This is a genomic window from Escherichia sp. WS338 (assembly GCF_046486405.1).
GTDB lineage: Bacteria > Pseudomonadota > Gammaproteobacteria > Enterobacterales > Enterobacteriaceae > Escherichia > Escherichia coli.
This window is the reverse complement of the sequence record NZ_JBJQLL010000010.1, coordinates 25,581-40,117: the sequence shown is the minus strand read 5'-3', so window position 1 is coordinate 40,117 and position 14,537 is coordinate 25,581. Positions and strand designations below refer to the sequence as shown.

The window sequence follows — 14,537 nt, the reverse complement described above, 5'->3', positions numbered from 1 at the left end:
TGATAAGTAAAATGCATTAGAAAAAGTATGGAGTAAATAAATGTGAGGACGAAACTATATGCGTAGCGCCGCTGTAATTAACAACGGCCTACGGAGATATGTCGCTTACTCAATATTCTGAATCTGCTCGCGCATCTGCTCAATCAACACTTTCAGCTCGATGGCGGAGTTTGTCACTTCGGCGTTGATAGATTTCGACGCAAGAGTGTTCGACTCGCGGTTGAACTCCTGCATCATAAAGTCCAGACGACGACCAACGGCTTCTTTTTTCTTCAGAATGTTGTAGGTCTCTTTGACATGCGCTTCGAGGCGGTCCAGTTCTTCGGCAACGTCAATTCGTTGTGCCAGCAGAACCAACTCCTGCTCCAGACGGTTGTTTTCCAGTTGCACCTGAGCATCTTCCAGCTTCGCTATCAGACGCTCACGCTGCCATTGCAGGATTTCCGGCATATGGGCGCGGACTTTGGCCACTTCGGCGGTGACGCCTTCCAGACGCTGCTCAATCAACACTTTCAGTGCCTGACCTTCGGTTTCGCGCGCGATGATAAAGTCATCCAGGGTGCCATCCAACGCCGCGAGAATTTCAGCGGCAATCGCGTCGAGATCCTGCTCCTGGGCTGCCATCACGCCCGGCCAGCGTAGAATATCAACCGGGTTGATTTCCCCTTCGTCACTCTGCATTTTTACCCAGTTCGCGGCAGTTACCAGCTGTTTAGCCAGTTTTTCGTTGAGGATCAGCTCACCTTGCGCGCTAACATCTGGCTCATAGCGCAGGGTACATTCCACTTTACCGCGCGTCAGGCGAGAACGAATACGCTCACGAACGACAGGTTCAAGGCTACGGAACTGCTCCGGCAGACGAAAGTAAGTTTCCAGATAACGCTGGTTTACCGAGCGCATTTCCCAGGTTGCGCTCCCCCATTCACCCTTGATTTCACGCCGGGCGTAGGCGGTCATACTGCGGATCATAGACGTTCCTGTTTATAAAAGGAGAGGTGGAAGGATTATAGCCATCGATGCCTTGTCAGGATAGGAATAACCGCCGGAAGTCCGTATAATGCGCAGCCACATTTGTTTCAAGCCGGAGATTTCAATATGCGTCCAGCAGGCCGTAGCAATAATCAGGTGCGTCCCGTTACCCTGACTCGTAACTATACAAAACATGCAGAAGGCTCGGTGCTGGTCGAATTTGGCGATACCAAAGTGTTGTGTACCGCCTCTATTGAAGAAGGCGTGCCGCGCTTCCTGAAAGGTCAGGGCCAGGGCTGGATCACCGCAGAGTACGGTATGCTGCCACGTTCTACCCATACCCGTAACGCGCGTGAAGCGGCGAAAGGTAAGCAGGGTGGACGCACAATGGAAATCCAGCGTCTGATCGCCCGTGCTCTTCGCGCGGCAGTAGATTTGAAAGCACTGGGTGAGTTCACCATTACGCTGGACTGCGACGTGCTTCAGGCTGATGGTGGCACGCGTACCGCTTCGATTACGGGTGCCTGCGTGGCGCTGGCAGATGCGCTACAGAAGCTGGTGGAAAACGGCAAGCTGAAAACTAATCCAATGAAAGGGATGGTAGCCGCGGTCTCTGTCGGGATTGTGAACGGTGAAGCGGTTTGCGATCTGGAATATGTTGAAGACTCTGCCGCAGAGACCGACATGAACGTAGTGATGACCGAAGACGGGCGTATCATTGAAGTGCAGGGGACGGCAGAAGGCGAACCGTTCACCCACGAAGAGTTACTCACCTTGTTGGCGCTGGCCCGAGGGGGAATCGAATCCATTGTAGCGACGCAGAAGGCGGCGCTGGCAAACTGATTTTTAAGGCGACTGATGAGTCGCCTTTTTTTTGTCTGTAGAAAAGTAAGATGAGGAGCGAAGGCATGAAACCATATCAGCGCCAGTTTATTGAATTTGCGCTTAGCAAGCAGGTGTTAAAGTTTGGCGAGTTCACGCTGAAATCCGGGCGCAAAAGCCCCTATTTCTTCAACGCCGGGCTGTTTAATACCGGGCGCGATCTGGCACTGTTAGGCCGTTTTTACGCTGAAGCATTGGTGGATTCCGGCATTGAGTTCGATCTGCTGTTTGGCCCTGCTTACAAAGGGATCCCGATTGCCACCACTACCGCCGTGGCGCTGGCGGAGCATCATGACCTTGACCTGCCGTACTGCTTTAACCGCAAAGAGGCAAAAGACCACGGTGAAGGCGGTAATCTGGTTGGTAGCGCGTTACAAGGACGCGTAATGCTGGTAGATGATGTGATCACCGCCGGAACGGCGATTCGCGAGTCGATGGAAATTATTCAGGCCAATGGCGCGACGCTTGCAGGCGTGTTGATTTCGCTTGATCGTCAGGAACGCGGGCGCGGCGAAATTTCGGCGATTCAGGAAGTTGAGCGTGATTACAACTGCAAGGTGATCTCTATCATCACCCTGAAAGACCTGATTGCTTACCTGGAAGAGAAGCCGGAAATGGCGGAACATCTGGCGGCGGTTAAGGCCTATCGCGAAGAGTTCGGCGTTTAAAGAAACTCGCCGGATGAAAAGTCATCCGGCGTCATATTACTGCAACTGTGCGGCAATTAGCGGCCAGCGGGCGTCAAAATCATCCGTCGGGCGGTATTTAAACTCGCTGCGGACAAAGCGTGACAGCATACCTTCACAGAAGGCCAGGATCTGGCTTGCCAGCAGGGTTTCATCGGTGGTGTAACCTTCACCCTCACGCATTCTCTTTTCGCGCAATACCTGACGCAACTGCGCTTCAATACGCTCGAACAGCTGGTTGATGCGCCCTTGCAGGCGATCCTGTTCAAACATTAGTGCATGACCAGTGAGGATGCGGGTCAGGCCAGGATTACGCTCACCAAAACCGAGAAGCAGCAACACAATCAGACGCAGGCGCGCTGTGGTGTCCTTCTCATCTTTCAGAATCAGATTGATGCGAGTAATCAGGCTATCTTCGATAAACTCAATCAGGCTATCGAACATGCGGGTCTTACTGGGGAAGTGGCGATACAGTGCCGCTTCGGAAACGCCGACAGAGGCGGCCAGTTTTGCCGTCGTGATACGTTGGCTTCCATCGCTGGATTCCAGCATCAGCGCCAGAGACTGAAGTATTTCCTCGCGACGGTTCCTTTTCGCAGTTTGTTTTTCTGCCATGTTACAAAATACCCCTGAAAATAAGCACTTGCCAGGCGGCACCCACGCTATGACCGCAAACGAAATGTTTGCGGCTATGTTATGACGTTATTCGGATGCGTATGTGTTACTGACGACCAGAGTGACCAAAGCCGCCTTCACCGCGGTCGGTGGCGTCGAAATCTTCCACCAGATTAAATTCAGCCTGTACTACCGGAACAAAAATCATCTGGGCGATGCGTTCGCCAGGTTGAATGGTGAAGCTGTCCTGACCACGGTTCCACACGGAAATCATCAACTGGCCCTGATAGTCAGAATCGATCAATCCTACCAGGTTACCAAGCACGATACCGTGCTTATGTCCCAATCCGGAGCGCGGCAGCATCATTGCCGCCAGTGAAGGATCGGCAATATGAATCGCCAGCCCGGTCGGAACCAGCGTAGTGTCACCCGGAGCCAGTTCTACGGCGTCGTCGAGACAGGCACGCAGGTCAAGTCCGGCAGAGCCAGAGGTGGCATAAGTCGGGAGCGGAAATTCCTTCCCAACGCGCGGGTCCAGAATCTTAACGTCGATTTTTTTCATCATAACGGGTCACGATCTCGTCGAGTAATAATTGGCCAAGGAGCTCTTTGCGCTCAAGCGGTAAGACTTTATCTCCGTCCTGCCAGAAAAGGTGTAATGCGTTGTTGTCGCTGTTAAATCCTTGAGTTGGCTGGGAAACATCGTTCGCGCAGATCAGATCAAGGTTTTTACGGATACGTTTTTGCCGGGCGTATTCTTCCACATTATTTGTTTCGGCGGCAAATCCAACGACGTAGGGGCGATGGTCTTTTAGTGCGGCAACTCCTGCGACGATATCGGGGTTTTTAACCATTTTTATTGTTAATTCATCACCCTGCGTGGCCTGCTTTTTGATTTTTTCTGGGGCCACGGTAGCTGCGCGATAATCCGCCACGGCGGCGCAACCGATAAAAATATTTTGCTGCTGTACAGATGCATTCACGGCGGCTTCCATTTCCAGCGCGGTCATCACATCAACACGTTTAACAAACGGTGGCGTCGGTAGTGAAACCGGACCTGATACCAGCGTGACGTTCGCGCCACGACGGGCAGCGGCGGCGGCGATAGCAAAACCCATCTTGCCTGAGCTGTGATTAGAGATATAACGCACCGGATCGAGCGGTTCACGCGTCGGGCCGGCGGTAATCATAATGTTCAGATGTTTCAGGTCGTTGACGGGCGAAAAATGCGCTACCGCCATATCAACAATGGTTAACGGATCGAGCATTCGCCCAGGGCCGATATCACCACAAGCCTGACTGCCACTGTCTGGCCCCCAAATGAGCAAACCACGGGAAGCAAGCACCTCTAAATTATGCTGCGTGGCAGCGGCACGGTACATCTGCTGGTTCATGGCGGGGAGCACGGCTACAGGCGCAGGTGTGGCCAGACAAATCGTCGATACCAGATCATTCGCCATTCCGGCAGCAACACGGGCAATCAAATCTGCCGTGGCAGGGGCGAGAATCACTAAATCAGCCCATTTACCCAGCTCAATATGGCCCATAGCGGCTTCGGCTGCCGGGTCCAGCAGACTGTCGGAAACGGGATAACCAGAAACCGCCTGCAAGCTAAGTGGGGTGATAAAGGCTTTTGCCGCTTCGGTCATGGCTACGCGGACGTCGGCCCCGCGATCGCGCAAACGACGCACCAGTTCAGGGGTTTTATAGGCAGCAATACCGCCGCTAACGCCGAGAACGATTTTTTTACCGGCCAGGCTCATGATGATTTTTCCTGTTGGGTGACACCAGAAGTTGGCGATTTTATCACAATACTTTTGTTGTCGTGCCTTCACCTGAGAATCACTTTGCGAGGTGCTTTCCAGGATTGAAAACTGGCCGTCGATTTAACGGAACGGCTATGACAGGATGCGAGCACCACAAAGGAGGTGAAGGTGAAAAACAATGCACAGCTGTTGATGCCGCGCGAAAAAATGCTGAGGTTTGGTATTAGCGCCTTAACGGATGTCGAGCTGCTGGCGCTATTTCTGCGTACCGGAACGCGCGGTAAAGATGTATTAACCCTGGCAAAAGAGATGCTGGAGAATTTCGGCTCTCTTTATGGCTTGTTAACCTCTGAATATGAACAGTTTAGTGGCGTTCATGGAATTGGCGTGGCGAAATTTGCCCAGTTAAAGGGGATTGCTGAACTGGCGCGGCGTTACTACAACGTGCGGATGCGTGAAGAAAGCCCTTTACTCAGCCCGGAGATGACGCGGGAATTTTTACAAAGCCAGCTCACGGGTGAGGAGCGGGAGATCTTTATGGTGATCTTTCTCGACTCACAACACCGGGTTATAACGCATAGCCGTCTTTTTTCCGGCACGCTAAACCATGTTGAAGTCCATCCTCGGGAAATTATCCGCGAAGCGATAAAAATAAATGCTTCGGCGCTGATCCTTGCACATAATCACCCTTCGGGTTGTGCTGAACCCAGTAAAGCGGATAAACTCATTACTGAACGGATAATAAAGAGTTGTCAGTTCATGGATTTACGCGTGCTCGACCATATCGTGATTGGGCGTGGAGAGTATGTTTCTTTTGCCGAACGCGGCTGGATTTAACCCGCTATGCGCGATCCTTCGGGATCTTTGTCTGTTCGGGACTTGAGCACATCGCTGAGTCAGCGTATACTACGCCACCTTTGAGAATCTCGGGTTTGGCATTTGGGCCTGGCAATCGAGAGTTCACATAGAACTGCGATGACCGGGCTGTAAAGCCTGACGAGGCGCCAATACCCCATACGAAGCTCGAGCTAATTTGATTTTTGGAGAATAGACATGTCCCGAGTCTGCCAAGTTACTGGCAAGCGTCCGGTGACCGGTAACAACCGTTCCCACGCACTGAACGCGACTAAACGCCGTTTCCTGCCGAACCTGCACTCTCACCGTTTCTGGGTTGAGAGCGAGAAGCGTTTTGTCACCCTGCGCGTATCTGCTAAAGGTATGCGTGTAATCGATAAAAAAGGCATCGATACAGTTCTGGCTGAACTGCGTGCCCGTGGCGAAAAGTACTAAGTACTTAGAGGAAATAAATCATGGCTAAAGGTATTCGTGAGAAAATCAAGCTGGTTTCTTCTGCTGGTACTGGTCACTTCTATACCACTACGAAGAACAAACGTACTAAGCCGGAAAAACTGGAACTGAAAAAATTCGATCCAGTTGTTCGCCAGCACGTGATCTACAAAGAAGCGAAAATCAAATAATTTTTGCTTTGATGTAACGAAAAACCTCGCCCCGGCGGGGTTTTTTGTTATCTGCCTGCCCCCATATTGACTGCATCTGTTCATTCCTGGAGATGCTATGCCTGAATTACCCGAAGTTGAAACCAGCCGTCGCGGCATAGAACCGCATCTCGTTGGTGCAACCATTCTTCATGCGGTGGTGCGCAACGGACGCTTGCGCTGGCCGGTTTCAGAAGAGATCTACCGTTTAAGCGACCAACCAGTGCTTAGCGTGCAGCGGCGGGCTAAATATCTGCTGCTGGAGCTGCCTGAGGGCTGGATTATCATTCATTTGGGGATGTCTGGCAGTCTGCGCATCCTTCCAGAAGAACTTCCCCCTGAAAAGCATGACCATGTGGATTTGGTGATGAGCAACGGTAAAGTGCTGCGCTACACCGATCCGCGCCGCTTTGGTGCCTGGCTATGGACCAAAGAGCTGGAAGGGCACAACGTTCTGGCCCATCTTGGACCGGAGCCGCTTAGTGACGATTTCAACGGTGAGTACCTGCATCAGAAGTGCGCGAAGAAAAAAACGGCGATTAAACCGTGGCTGATGGATAACAAGCTGGTGGTAGGGGTAGGGAATATCTATGCCAGCGAATCTCTGTTTGCGGCGGGGATCCATCCGGATCGGCTGGCGTCATCACTGTCGCTGGCAGAGTGTGAATTGTTAGCTCGGGTGATTAAAGCGGTGTTGCTGCGTTCGATTGAGCAGGGCGGTACAACTCTGAAAGATTTTCTGCAAAGTGATGGTAAACCGGGCTATTTCGCTCAGGAATTGCAGGTTTACGGGCGAAAAGGTGAGTCGTGTCGGGTGTGTGGTACGCCGATTGTGGCGACTAAACATGCGCAGCGGGCAACGTTTTATTGTCGGCAGTGCCAGAAGTAATTCATGCGCGCCGGATGGCATACCATCCGGCATAAACGCTACGCTAACTTCGCCATCAGCGCCTGATGGACATTCTCCGGCAGGAAATGGGTGACATCGCCCTGATGGCGCGCCACCTCTTTCACCAACGATGAAGAGATAAACGACCACTCTTTCGACGGCATCAGAAACACACTTTCCAGTTCCGGCATTAAGTGGCGATTCATATGCGCCAGCTGCATTTCATATTCAAAATCCGCCACCGCACGCAGGCCACGAATCAGCACCGTAGCGTGTTGATTACGGGCGAAGTTCGCCATCAAATCACTAAACCCGACCACTTCCACGTTCCCCAGATGCGCGGTTGCCTGCTGTGCCAGCGCCACACGCTCTTCCAGAGTAAACATCGGTTTTTTACTGGGGCTGGCGGCAATCGCCAGAATAACGTGATCGAACATTTGCGTGGCGCGCGTCACGATATCGATATGACCATTGGTAATGGGATCGAAAGTACCCGGATAAATCGCCCGTTTTTGCATAACAACCTCAATGCGTTTTCGGTGGCAGGTAAGGTTCCAGCAGTTGAAGCAGACGCTGTAGCGCGCCCTGGTTTTGATACAGTACTTCAACGGCATGACGGCCATAGAAACTACGGTAATCGGCGTCGGTGAGTAAAGAGGAAACCTCTTTTGCAAGCGACGTGGCATCGGTAACGGTAATCAGCCCGCTTGCCTGCTCCAGCCGCGCGCAAATGTCTTTAAAGTTAAAAGTATGCGGCCCCATCAATACCGGAATAGCGTGTGCGGCAGCTTCCAGCGGATTATGCCCACCACGTTCAACCAGTGAACCGCCAACAAAGGCGAGATCGGCAATGCCGTACAGTAACATCAACTCGCCCATCGTATCGCCAACCACAACCTGCGTGCTGGTGGAGGGGACTTCCCCTGAAGATCGTGTGATATAGCTTAGTCCAGCCTGGCGGACAAGGTTAATCGCATCCGGGAAGCGTTCTGGATGACGGGGTACCAGGATGAGCAATAAATTCGGGAATTGCTGTAACAATGCCTGATGTGCGGCGATCACCACACTCTCTTCGCCTTCATGAGTGCTGGTGGCAATCCATACCGGGCGGTGTGGTGCCCATTGGCGGCGCAGCGTCACGGCTTTAGCAGCCAACTGCGGCGTTACAGAAATATCGAATTTCAGGCTACCGGTAACGGTCACCTGATTATTTTTTGCGCCCAACGCCACAAAACGAGCACCATCTTCTTCATTTTGGGCGGCAATCAGCGTAATACGACGCAGCAAGCGACGGACGAATTTACCCAGTTTGGCATAACCTGCGGCCGAGCGGGCAGAGAGTCGCGCGTTAGCGATCACCAGCGGAATTTTACGTTTATGTAGCGCCGCAATCAGGTTAGGCCATAGTTCGGTTTCCATAATCAACACCAGTTTAGGGTCGACTTTATTCAGGAAACGGTTGAGTGCATCGGGCAGGTCATACGGCAGATAAACGTGCTGAACATCCTTCCCGAAAGCCGATTGTACGCGCTCCGAACCGGTTGGAGTCATGGTTGTTACGGTAATCGGTAAATCAGGATAACGATGACGCAGTGCGCGCACCAACGGGATCGCCGCCAGAGTTTCACCGACGGAGACGGAGTGCAGCATAATGCCGCCTGGTTTTAGCGGATGGCGGTAAAAACCGTAACGTTCACCCCAGCGTTTTCGATAGGCCGGAGCCTTACGTCCGCGCACCCAGAGCCGTATCCAGATCAGTGGCTGAATAAGGTAGAGAAGGGCGGTGTAAAGCAATTCGAGCATAGTAAATAGCTGACTTATGGATGTGCTGGGGATTCTATGTATTTAGCTGTGGCTTTACCATTACTTTTCCCGTTTTTGACTTAAATAGCAATTTACCCGCCAATTCTTGCTGAACATCTATACTTTTTTTGTATTTTTATGCGATTCATTGATTTCTGCAGTACGTGCAGGAAGGAATCGCAGAGCAACAGTAAAAGAATATGGTTGCTAATGATTTTATTTGATTGATTTCTTTATTGAAAATCAACAATGTGCTTAAAAATCATTCGAGTCGGATTGCCGCGAAAGAAGTGATACACTAGCGCGTCAATATCAGTGCGGTATCAGTATTCAGGTAGCTGTTGAGCCTGGGGCGGTAGCGTGCTTTTTCTGCTTCACCTTAATCGGATAATCTCAACAAAAAGAGTTACTTGTGGATAAGCCATTTCGAAGAATTTTGCTCATTAAGATGCGTTTTCATGGGGATATGTTATTAACTACTCCCGTCATTAGTTCGCTGAAAAAAAATTACCCTGACGCAAAAATCGATGTGCTGCTTTATCAGGACACCATCCCGATCCTGTCTGAAAATCCAGAGATTAACGCGCTCTACGGCATAAAAAATAAAAAAGCAAAAGCCTCAGAAAAAATTGCCAACTTTTTTCATCTCATCAAGGTATTACGTGCCAATAAGTATGACCTTATCGTTAATCTTACCGATCAATGGATGGTTGCTATACTGGTTCGCTTATTAAATGCCCGTGTGAAAATTTCCCAGGATTATCATCATCGGCAGTCTGCTTTTTGGCGTAATAGTTTCACTCATTTGGTGCCGTTGCAGGGTGGAAATGTGGTGGAAAGTAACTTATCCGTGCTGACGCCATTGGGACTTGAATCGTTGGTGAAGCAGACAACCATGAGTTACCCGCCTGCAAGCTGGAAACGTATGCGTCGCGAACTTGATCACGCTGGTGTTGGACAAAATTATGTGGTTATCCAACCTACGGCGCGGCAAATCTTCAAATGCTGGGACAACGCCAAGTTTTCCGCTGTGATTGATGCCTTACATGCTCGTGGTTATGAAGTCGTTCTGACGTCCGGCCCAGATAAAGACGATCTGGCCTGCGTCAATGAAATTGCGCAGGGATGCCAGACGCCACCAGTAACGGCGCTGGCCGGAAAGGTGACCTTCCCGGAACTTGGTGCGTTAATCGATCATGCGCAGCTGTTTATTGGCGTTGATTCCGCACCGGCGCATATTGCCGCTGCAGTTAATACGCCGCTGATATCGCTGTTTGGTGCGACAGACCATATTTTCTGGCGTCCCTGGTCAAATAACATGATTCAATTCTGGGCGGGAGATTACCGGGAAATGCCAACGCGCGATCAGCGTGACCGAAATGAGATGTATCTTTCGGTTATTCCGGCGGCAGATGTCATTGCTGCTGTCGATAAATTACTGCCCTCCTCCACGACAGGTACGTCGTTATGATCGTTGCTTTTTGTTTATATAAATATTTTCCCTTTGGCGGTTTGCAGCGCGATTTTATGCGTATTGCTCAGACAGTCGCCGCCCGAGGTCATCATGTTCGGGTTTATACCCAGTCGTGGGAAGGCGAATGCCCTGATGTATTTGAACTGATCAAAGTGCCGGTTAAATCGCATACCAATCACGGGCGCAATGCGGAGTATTTTGCCTGGGTGCAAAAACATTTACGCGAACATCCCGTCGATAAAGTCGTTGGATTCAACAAAATGCCGGGGCTGGACGTTTATTATGCCGCTGATGTTTGTTATGCCGAGAAAGTAGCGCAGGAAAAAGGCTTTTTCTATCGCCTGACGTCACGTTATCGCCATTATGCCGCCTTTGAGCGGGCAACCTTCGAACAGGGCAAGCCGACACAGCTGCTGATGCTGACAGATAAGCAAATCGCCGATTTCCAGAAACATTATCAGACTGAAGCGGAGCGTTTTCATATTCTGCCACCGGGGATTTATCCTGATCGTAAATATAGCCAGCAGCCAGCTAATAGCCGTGAAATCTTCCGTAAGAAGAATGGAATAACCGAACAACAATATTTATTGTTGCAGGTCGGTTCAGACTTCACGCGTAAAGGTGTCGATCGTTCCATTGAAGCACTTGCTTCGTTACCGGATTCGCTGCGCCACAACACATTGCTATATGTTGTTGGGCAGGATAAACCGCGAAAATTTGAGGCGCTGGCAGAAAAACGCGGCGTGCGCAGTAATGTTCACTTCTTCTCGGGGCGCAACGATGTCTCGGAATTAATGGCGGCGGCGGATTTATTACTGCATCCTGCCTACCAGGAAGCGGCGGGAATTGTGCTGCTGGAAGCGATTACTGCAGGATTACCGGTACTAACAACTGCCGTTTGTGGCTATGCGCATTATATTGTCGACGCCAATTGCGGCGAGGCTATTGCTGAGCCATTCCGCCAGGAAACATTGAATGAGATTTTACGCAAAGCGTTAACGCAATTTTCATTGCGCCAGGCCTGGGCGGAAAATGCGCGACATTATGCTGATACACAAGATTTATACAGTCTGCCAGAGAAAGCGGCGGATATCATAACGGGTGGTCTGGATGGTTGAACTTAAAGAGCCGTTTGCCACGTTATGGCGCGGAAAAGATCCTTTTGAGGAAGTTAAAACTTTGCAGGGTGAGGTATTTCGTGAACTGGAAACTCGCCGTACTCTGCGCTTTGAAATGGCGGGCAAAAGCTATTTTCTCAAATGGCATCGCGGCACGACCCTGAAAGAGATAATCAAAAATTTACTCTCATTGCGGATGCCAGTATTAGGCGCAGACCGCGAATGGAATGCGATTCATCGACTGCGGGATGTCGGCGTTGATACTATGTATGGGGTGGCATTCGGCGAAAAAGGCATTAATCCGCTCACCAGAACCTCGTTTATTATAACCGAAGATCTGACACCAACCATCAGTCTGGAAGATTACTGTGCTGACTGGGCGACTAACCCTCCAGATGTTCGCGTAAAGCGTATGCTTATTAAGCGTGTCGCGACGATGGTGCGCGATATGCATGCTGCGGGCATTAACCACCGTGACTGTTATATCTGTCATTTCCTGCTGCACTTGCCTTTTTCCGGTAAGAAAGAGGAGTTAAAAATTTCGGTAATTGATCTGCACCGGGCGCAGCTTCGCACGCGCGTTCCACGTCGTTGGCGCGATAAAGATCTTATAGGGCTTTATTTTTCTTCGATGAATATTGGCCTGACTCAGCGGGATATCTGGCGGTTTATGAAAGTGTATTTTGTCGCCTCGCTTAAAGACATTCTCAAGCAGGAACAAGGACTGCTGTCGCAAGCAGAAGCAAAAGCCACAAAAATCAGGGAAAGAACGATTCGAAAATCGTTGTAATTTCCGGAGAGAAATATGAGTGCCCACTATTTTAATCCACAAGAGATGATCAATAAGACAATCATCTTCGATGAAAGGCCAGCGGCGTCAGTGGCATCATCATTCCATGTTGCTTATGGCATTGATAAAAACTTTCTTTTTGGTTGTGGTGTTTCAATCACGTCAGTTTTGTTACATAACAACGACGTAAGTTTTGTTTTCCACGTTTTTATTGATGATATCCCTGAAGCCGATATCCAGCGTTTAGCCCAATTGGCGAAAAGCTATCGTACCTGTATCCAGATCCATCTAGTAAATTGTGAACGGCTTAAGGCATTACCGACGACCAAAAATTGGTCTATTGCCATGTATTTCCGTTTTGTAATTGCAGATTACTTTATTGATCAACAAGATAAGATCCTTTACCTGGATGCTGATATCGCCTGTCAGGGAAACTTAAAGCCGCTGATAACAATGGATCTTGCCAATAACGTTGCTGCTGTTGTTACTGAACGCGATGCTAACTGGTGGTCGTTACGGGGTCAAAGTCTGCAGTGTAATGAACTTGAAAAGGGTTACTTTAATTCAGGTGTCCTGTTAATTAATACACTAGCGTGGGCGCAGGAGTCCGTTTCTGCTAAAGCGATGTCGATGCTTGCTGATAAAGCCATCGTTTCCCGTTTAACCTATATGGATCAAGATATCCTTAATCTTATCCTGTTAGGGAAAGTTAAACTCATTGAAGCTAAATACAATACGCAATTTAGTTTAAATTATGAATTAAAAAAATCATTTGTTTGTCCAATTAATGATGAAACCGTATTAATTCATTATGTCGGCCCGACAAAACCCTGGCATTACTGGGCCGGTTATCCAAGTGCGCAACCTTTTATCAAAGCCAAAGAAGCATCGCCCTGGAAAAATGAACCGTTAATGCGGCCAGTTAACTCAAACTATGCTCGTTATTGCGCTAAGCATAATTTTAAACAAAACAAACCAATTAACGGGATAATGAATTATATTTATTATTTTTATTTAAAGATAATAAAATGATATTGAGAAAAGTTAAATGAATGAATTTATAAAAGAACGGTTTTCATATTTAGCAGATAATAAAAAAGAAAACGCCCCAGAGCTAAATGTTTCCTACGGTATCGATAAGAATTTTTTGTATGGTGCTGGCGTTTCAATTTCTTCCGTTTTGATTAATAATTCAGATATTAATTTTGTCTTTCATGTTTTCACTGATTATGTAGATGACGATTATTTAAAGTCATTTAATGAAACGGCAAAACAATTTAATACCTCAATTATTGTATATTTAATTGACCCCAAATACTTTGCTGATCTGCCGACGTCACAGTTTTGGTCGTACGCAACATACTTCAGGGTATTGTCTTTTGAATATCTGAGTGAAAGTATTTCTACACTGCTGTATCTGGATGCCGATGTTGTTTGTAAAGGAAGCCTGAAACCTCTCACAGAAATTATATTTAAAGATGAGTTTGCTGCGGTCATTCCTGACAATGATAGTACTCAGGCGGCATGTGCAAAACGCCTCAACATTCCCGAAATGAATGGACGTTATTTCAATGCAGGCGTTATCTATGTCAATCTTAAAAAATGGCATGAAGCAAATTTGACACCGTATTTACTCACGCTTTTACGAGGGGAAACTAAATATGGCTCTCTTAAATATTTAGATCAGGATGCGTTGAATATCGCATTTAATATGAATAATATCTACCTCGCGAAGGATTTTGATACTATTTATACCCTGAAAAACGAACTTCATGATCGTAGTCATCGAAAGTATCAGCAAACCATTACCGATAAAACAGTATTGATTCACTATACAGGGATAACTAAACCATGGCATAGCTGGGCTGGATATCCATCTGCATCATACTTTAATATCGCGCGTGAACAATCTCCCTGGAAGAAATATCCTCTTAAAGAGGCGCGGACTGTTGCAGAAATGCAGAAACAATATAAGCATCTGTTTGCCCATGGTGAGTATATTAAAGGTATAACTTCATTAATTAAGTACAAGCTTAAGAAATAAATTAC

At 48.8% G+C, this 14,537-nt stretch carries 17 protein-coding genes; 11 read left to right on the top strand and 6 right to left on the bottom strand.

Annotation, left to right across the window (positions count from 1 at the left end; all coding sequences use genetic code 11):
• Nucleotides 1–105 precede the first annotated feature (105 nt).
• Nucleotides 106–969, bottom strand: coding sequence for a YicC/YloC family endoribonuclease (locus ACJHWT_RS11345; RefSeq protein ID WP_000621330.1), 864 nt, complete (start codon nt 967–969; stop codon nt 106–108).
• A 126-nt stretch (nt 970–1,095) separates the two neighbouring features.
• Between ACJHWT_RS11345 and rph the strand changes: the two genes are divergently transcribed.
• Nucleotides 1,096–1,812 (top strand): ribonuclease PH, encoded by a 717-nt coding sequence (rph, locus tag ACJHWT_RS11340; protein WP_001247093.1) that lies wholly within the window; start codon nt 1,096–1,098, stop codon nt 1,810–1,812.
• Between the two features lie 65 nt (nt 1,813–1,877).
• Nucleotides 1,878–2,519, top strand: a complete 642-nt coding sequence (gene pyrE / locus ACJHWT_RS11335) for an orotate phosphoribosyltransferase (RefSeq protein ID WP_000806177.1) — start codon at nt 1,878–1,880, stop codon at nt 2,517–2,519.
• A 36-nt stretch (nt 2,520–2,555) separates the two neighbouring features.
• Here the strand turns inward: pyrE and slmA are convergent, their stop codons facing one another.
• From slmA to coaBC, 3 genes are all read right to left on the bottom strand, one after another.
• Nucleotides 2,556–3,152, bottom strand: a complete 597-nt coding sequence (gene slmA / locus ACJHWT_RS11330; protein WP_000818601.1) for a nucleoid occlusion factor SlmA — start codon at nt 3,150–3,152, stop codon at nt 2,556–2,558.
• A 106-nt stretch (nt 3,153–3,258) separates the two neighbouring features.
• Entirely contained in the window at nt 3,259–3,717 is a 459-nt protein-coding gene (gene dut, locus ACJHWT_RS11325; RefSeq protein WP_000976070.1) for a dUTP diphosphatase, read from the bottom strand.
• A complete protein-coding gene (gene coaBC, locus ACJHWT_RS11320) occupies nt 3,695–4,915 on the bottom strand; it encodes a bifunctional phosphopantothenoylcysteine decarboxylase/phosphopantothenate--cysteine ligase CoaBC (protein WP_000050139.1) in 1,221 nt (406 codons plus the stop codon). Before coaBC ends, dut begins: the two co-directional genes overlap by 23 nt.
• A gap of 171 nt (nt 4,916–5,086) precedes the next feature.
• On the opposite strand from coaBC, the gene radC reads away from it, so the two are divergent.
• From radC to mutM, 4 genes are all read left to right on the top strand, one after another.
• Nucleotides 5,087–5,755 (top strand): RadC family protein, encoded by a 669-nt coding sequence (gene radC, locus ACJHWT_RS11315; protein WP_001318112.1) that lies wholly within the window; start codon nt 5,087–5,089, stop codon nt 5,753–5,755.
• A gap of 216 nt (nt 5,756–5,971) precedes the next feature.
• Complete coding sequence (rpmB, locus tag ACJHWT_RS11310) at nt 5,972–6,208, top strand: 50S ribosomal protein L28 (RefSeq protein WP_000091955.1); 237 nt, start codon at nt 5,972–5,974, stop codon at nt 6,206–6,208.
• Nucleotides 6,209–6,228: 20 nt separating this feature from the next.
• Entirely contained in the window at nt 6,229–6,396 is a 168-nt protein-coding gene (gene rpmG, locus ACJHWT_RS11305) for a 50S ribosomal protein L33 (RefSeq protein ID WP_001051798.1), read from the top strand.
• Nucleotides 6,397–6,493: 97 nt separating this feature from the next.
• The gene (gene mutM, locus ACJHWT_RS11300) at nt 6,494–7,303 is read left to right on the top strand and encodes a bifunctional DNA-formamidopyrimidine glycosylase/DNA-(apurinic or apyrimidinic site) lyase (protein ID WP_001114537.1); all 810 of its coding nucleotides are present in this window, start codon (nt 6,494–6,496) and stop codon (nt 7,301–7,303) included.
• Between the two features lie 38 nt (nt 7,304–7,341).
• Here mutM and coaD read toward each other — a convergent pair whose 3' ends face one another.
• Together coaD and waaA are read right to left on the bottom strand one after the other, a co-directional pair.
• Entirely contained in the window at nt 7,342–7,821 is a 480-nt protein-coding gene (gene coaD, locus ACJHWT_RS11295) for a pantetheine-phosphate adenylyltransferase (RefSeq protein WP_001171866.1), read from the bottom strand.
• A gap of 7 nt (nt 7,822–7,828) precedes the next feature.
• Nucleotides 7,829–9,106: a lipid IV(A) 3-deoxy-D-manno-octulosonic acid transferase gene (gene waaA, locus ACJHWT_RS11290; protein ID WP_000891562.1), complete on the bottom strand. Its 1,278-nt coding sequence runs from the start codon at nt 9,104–9,106 to the stop codon at nt 7,829–7,831.
• A 412-nt stretch (nt 9,107–9,518) separates the two neighbouring features.
• Between waaA and rfaQ the strand changes: the two genes are divergently transcribed.
• Genes rfaQ through ACJHWT_RS11265 form a run of 5 tightly spaced genes read left to right on the top strand, consistent with a single transcriptional unit; the run spans nt 9,519 to nt 14,532 of the window.
• The gene (rfaQ, locus tag ACJHWT_RS11285; protein ID WP_000360409.1) at nt 9,519–10,577 is read left to right on the top strand and encodes a lipopolysaccharide core heptosyltransferase RfaQ; all 1,059 of its coding nucleotides are present in this window, start codon (nt 9,519–9,521) and stop codon (nt 10,575–10,577) included.
• A complete protein-coding gene (locus ACJHWT_RS11280) occupies nt 10,574–11,698 on the top strand; it encodes a glycosyltransferase family 4 protein (RefSeq protein ID WP_000634244.1) in 1,125 nt (374 codons plus the stop codon). Before rfaQ ends, ACJHWT_RS11280 begins: the two co-directional genes overlap by 4 nt.
• Nucleotides 11,691–12,488: a lipopolysaccharide core heptose(I) kinase RfaP gene (gene rfaP / locus ACJHWT_RS11275; RefSeq protein WP_001318111.1), complete on the top strand. Its 798-nt coding sequence runs from the start codon at nt 11,691–11,693 to the stop codon at nt 12,486–12,488. Before ACJHWT_RS11280 ends, rfaP begins: the two co-directional genes overlap by 8 nt.
• A 15-nt stretch (nt 12,489–12,503) precedes the next feature.
• Nucleotides 12,504–13,520: a lipopolysaccharide 3-alpha-galactosyltransferase gene (waaO, locus tag ACJHWT_RS11270; protein WP_001272737.1), complete on the top strand. Its 1,017-nt coding sequence runs from the start codon at nt 12,504–12,506 to the stop codon at nt 13,518–13,520.
• Nucleotides 13,521–13,536: 16 nt separating this feature from the next.
• Nucleotides 13,537–14,532 carry a glycosyltransferase family 8 protein gene (locus tag ACJHWT_RS11265; RefSeq protein ID WP_001001722.1) on the top strand — a complete coding sequence of 332 codons (996 nt, stop codon included), beginning with the start codon at nt 13,537–13,539 and terminating at the stop codon, nt 14,530–14,532.
• Nucleotides 14,533–14,537 lie beyond the last annotated feature (5 nt).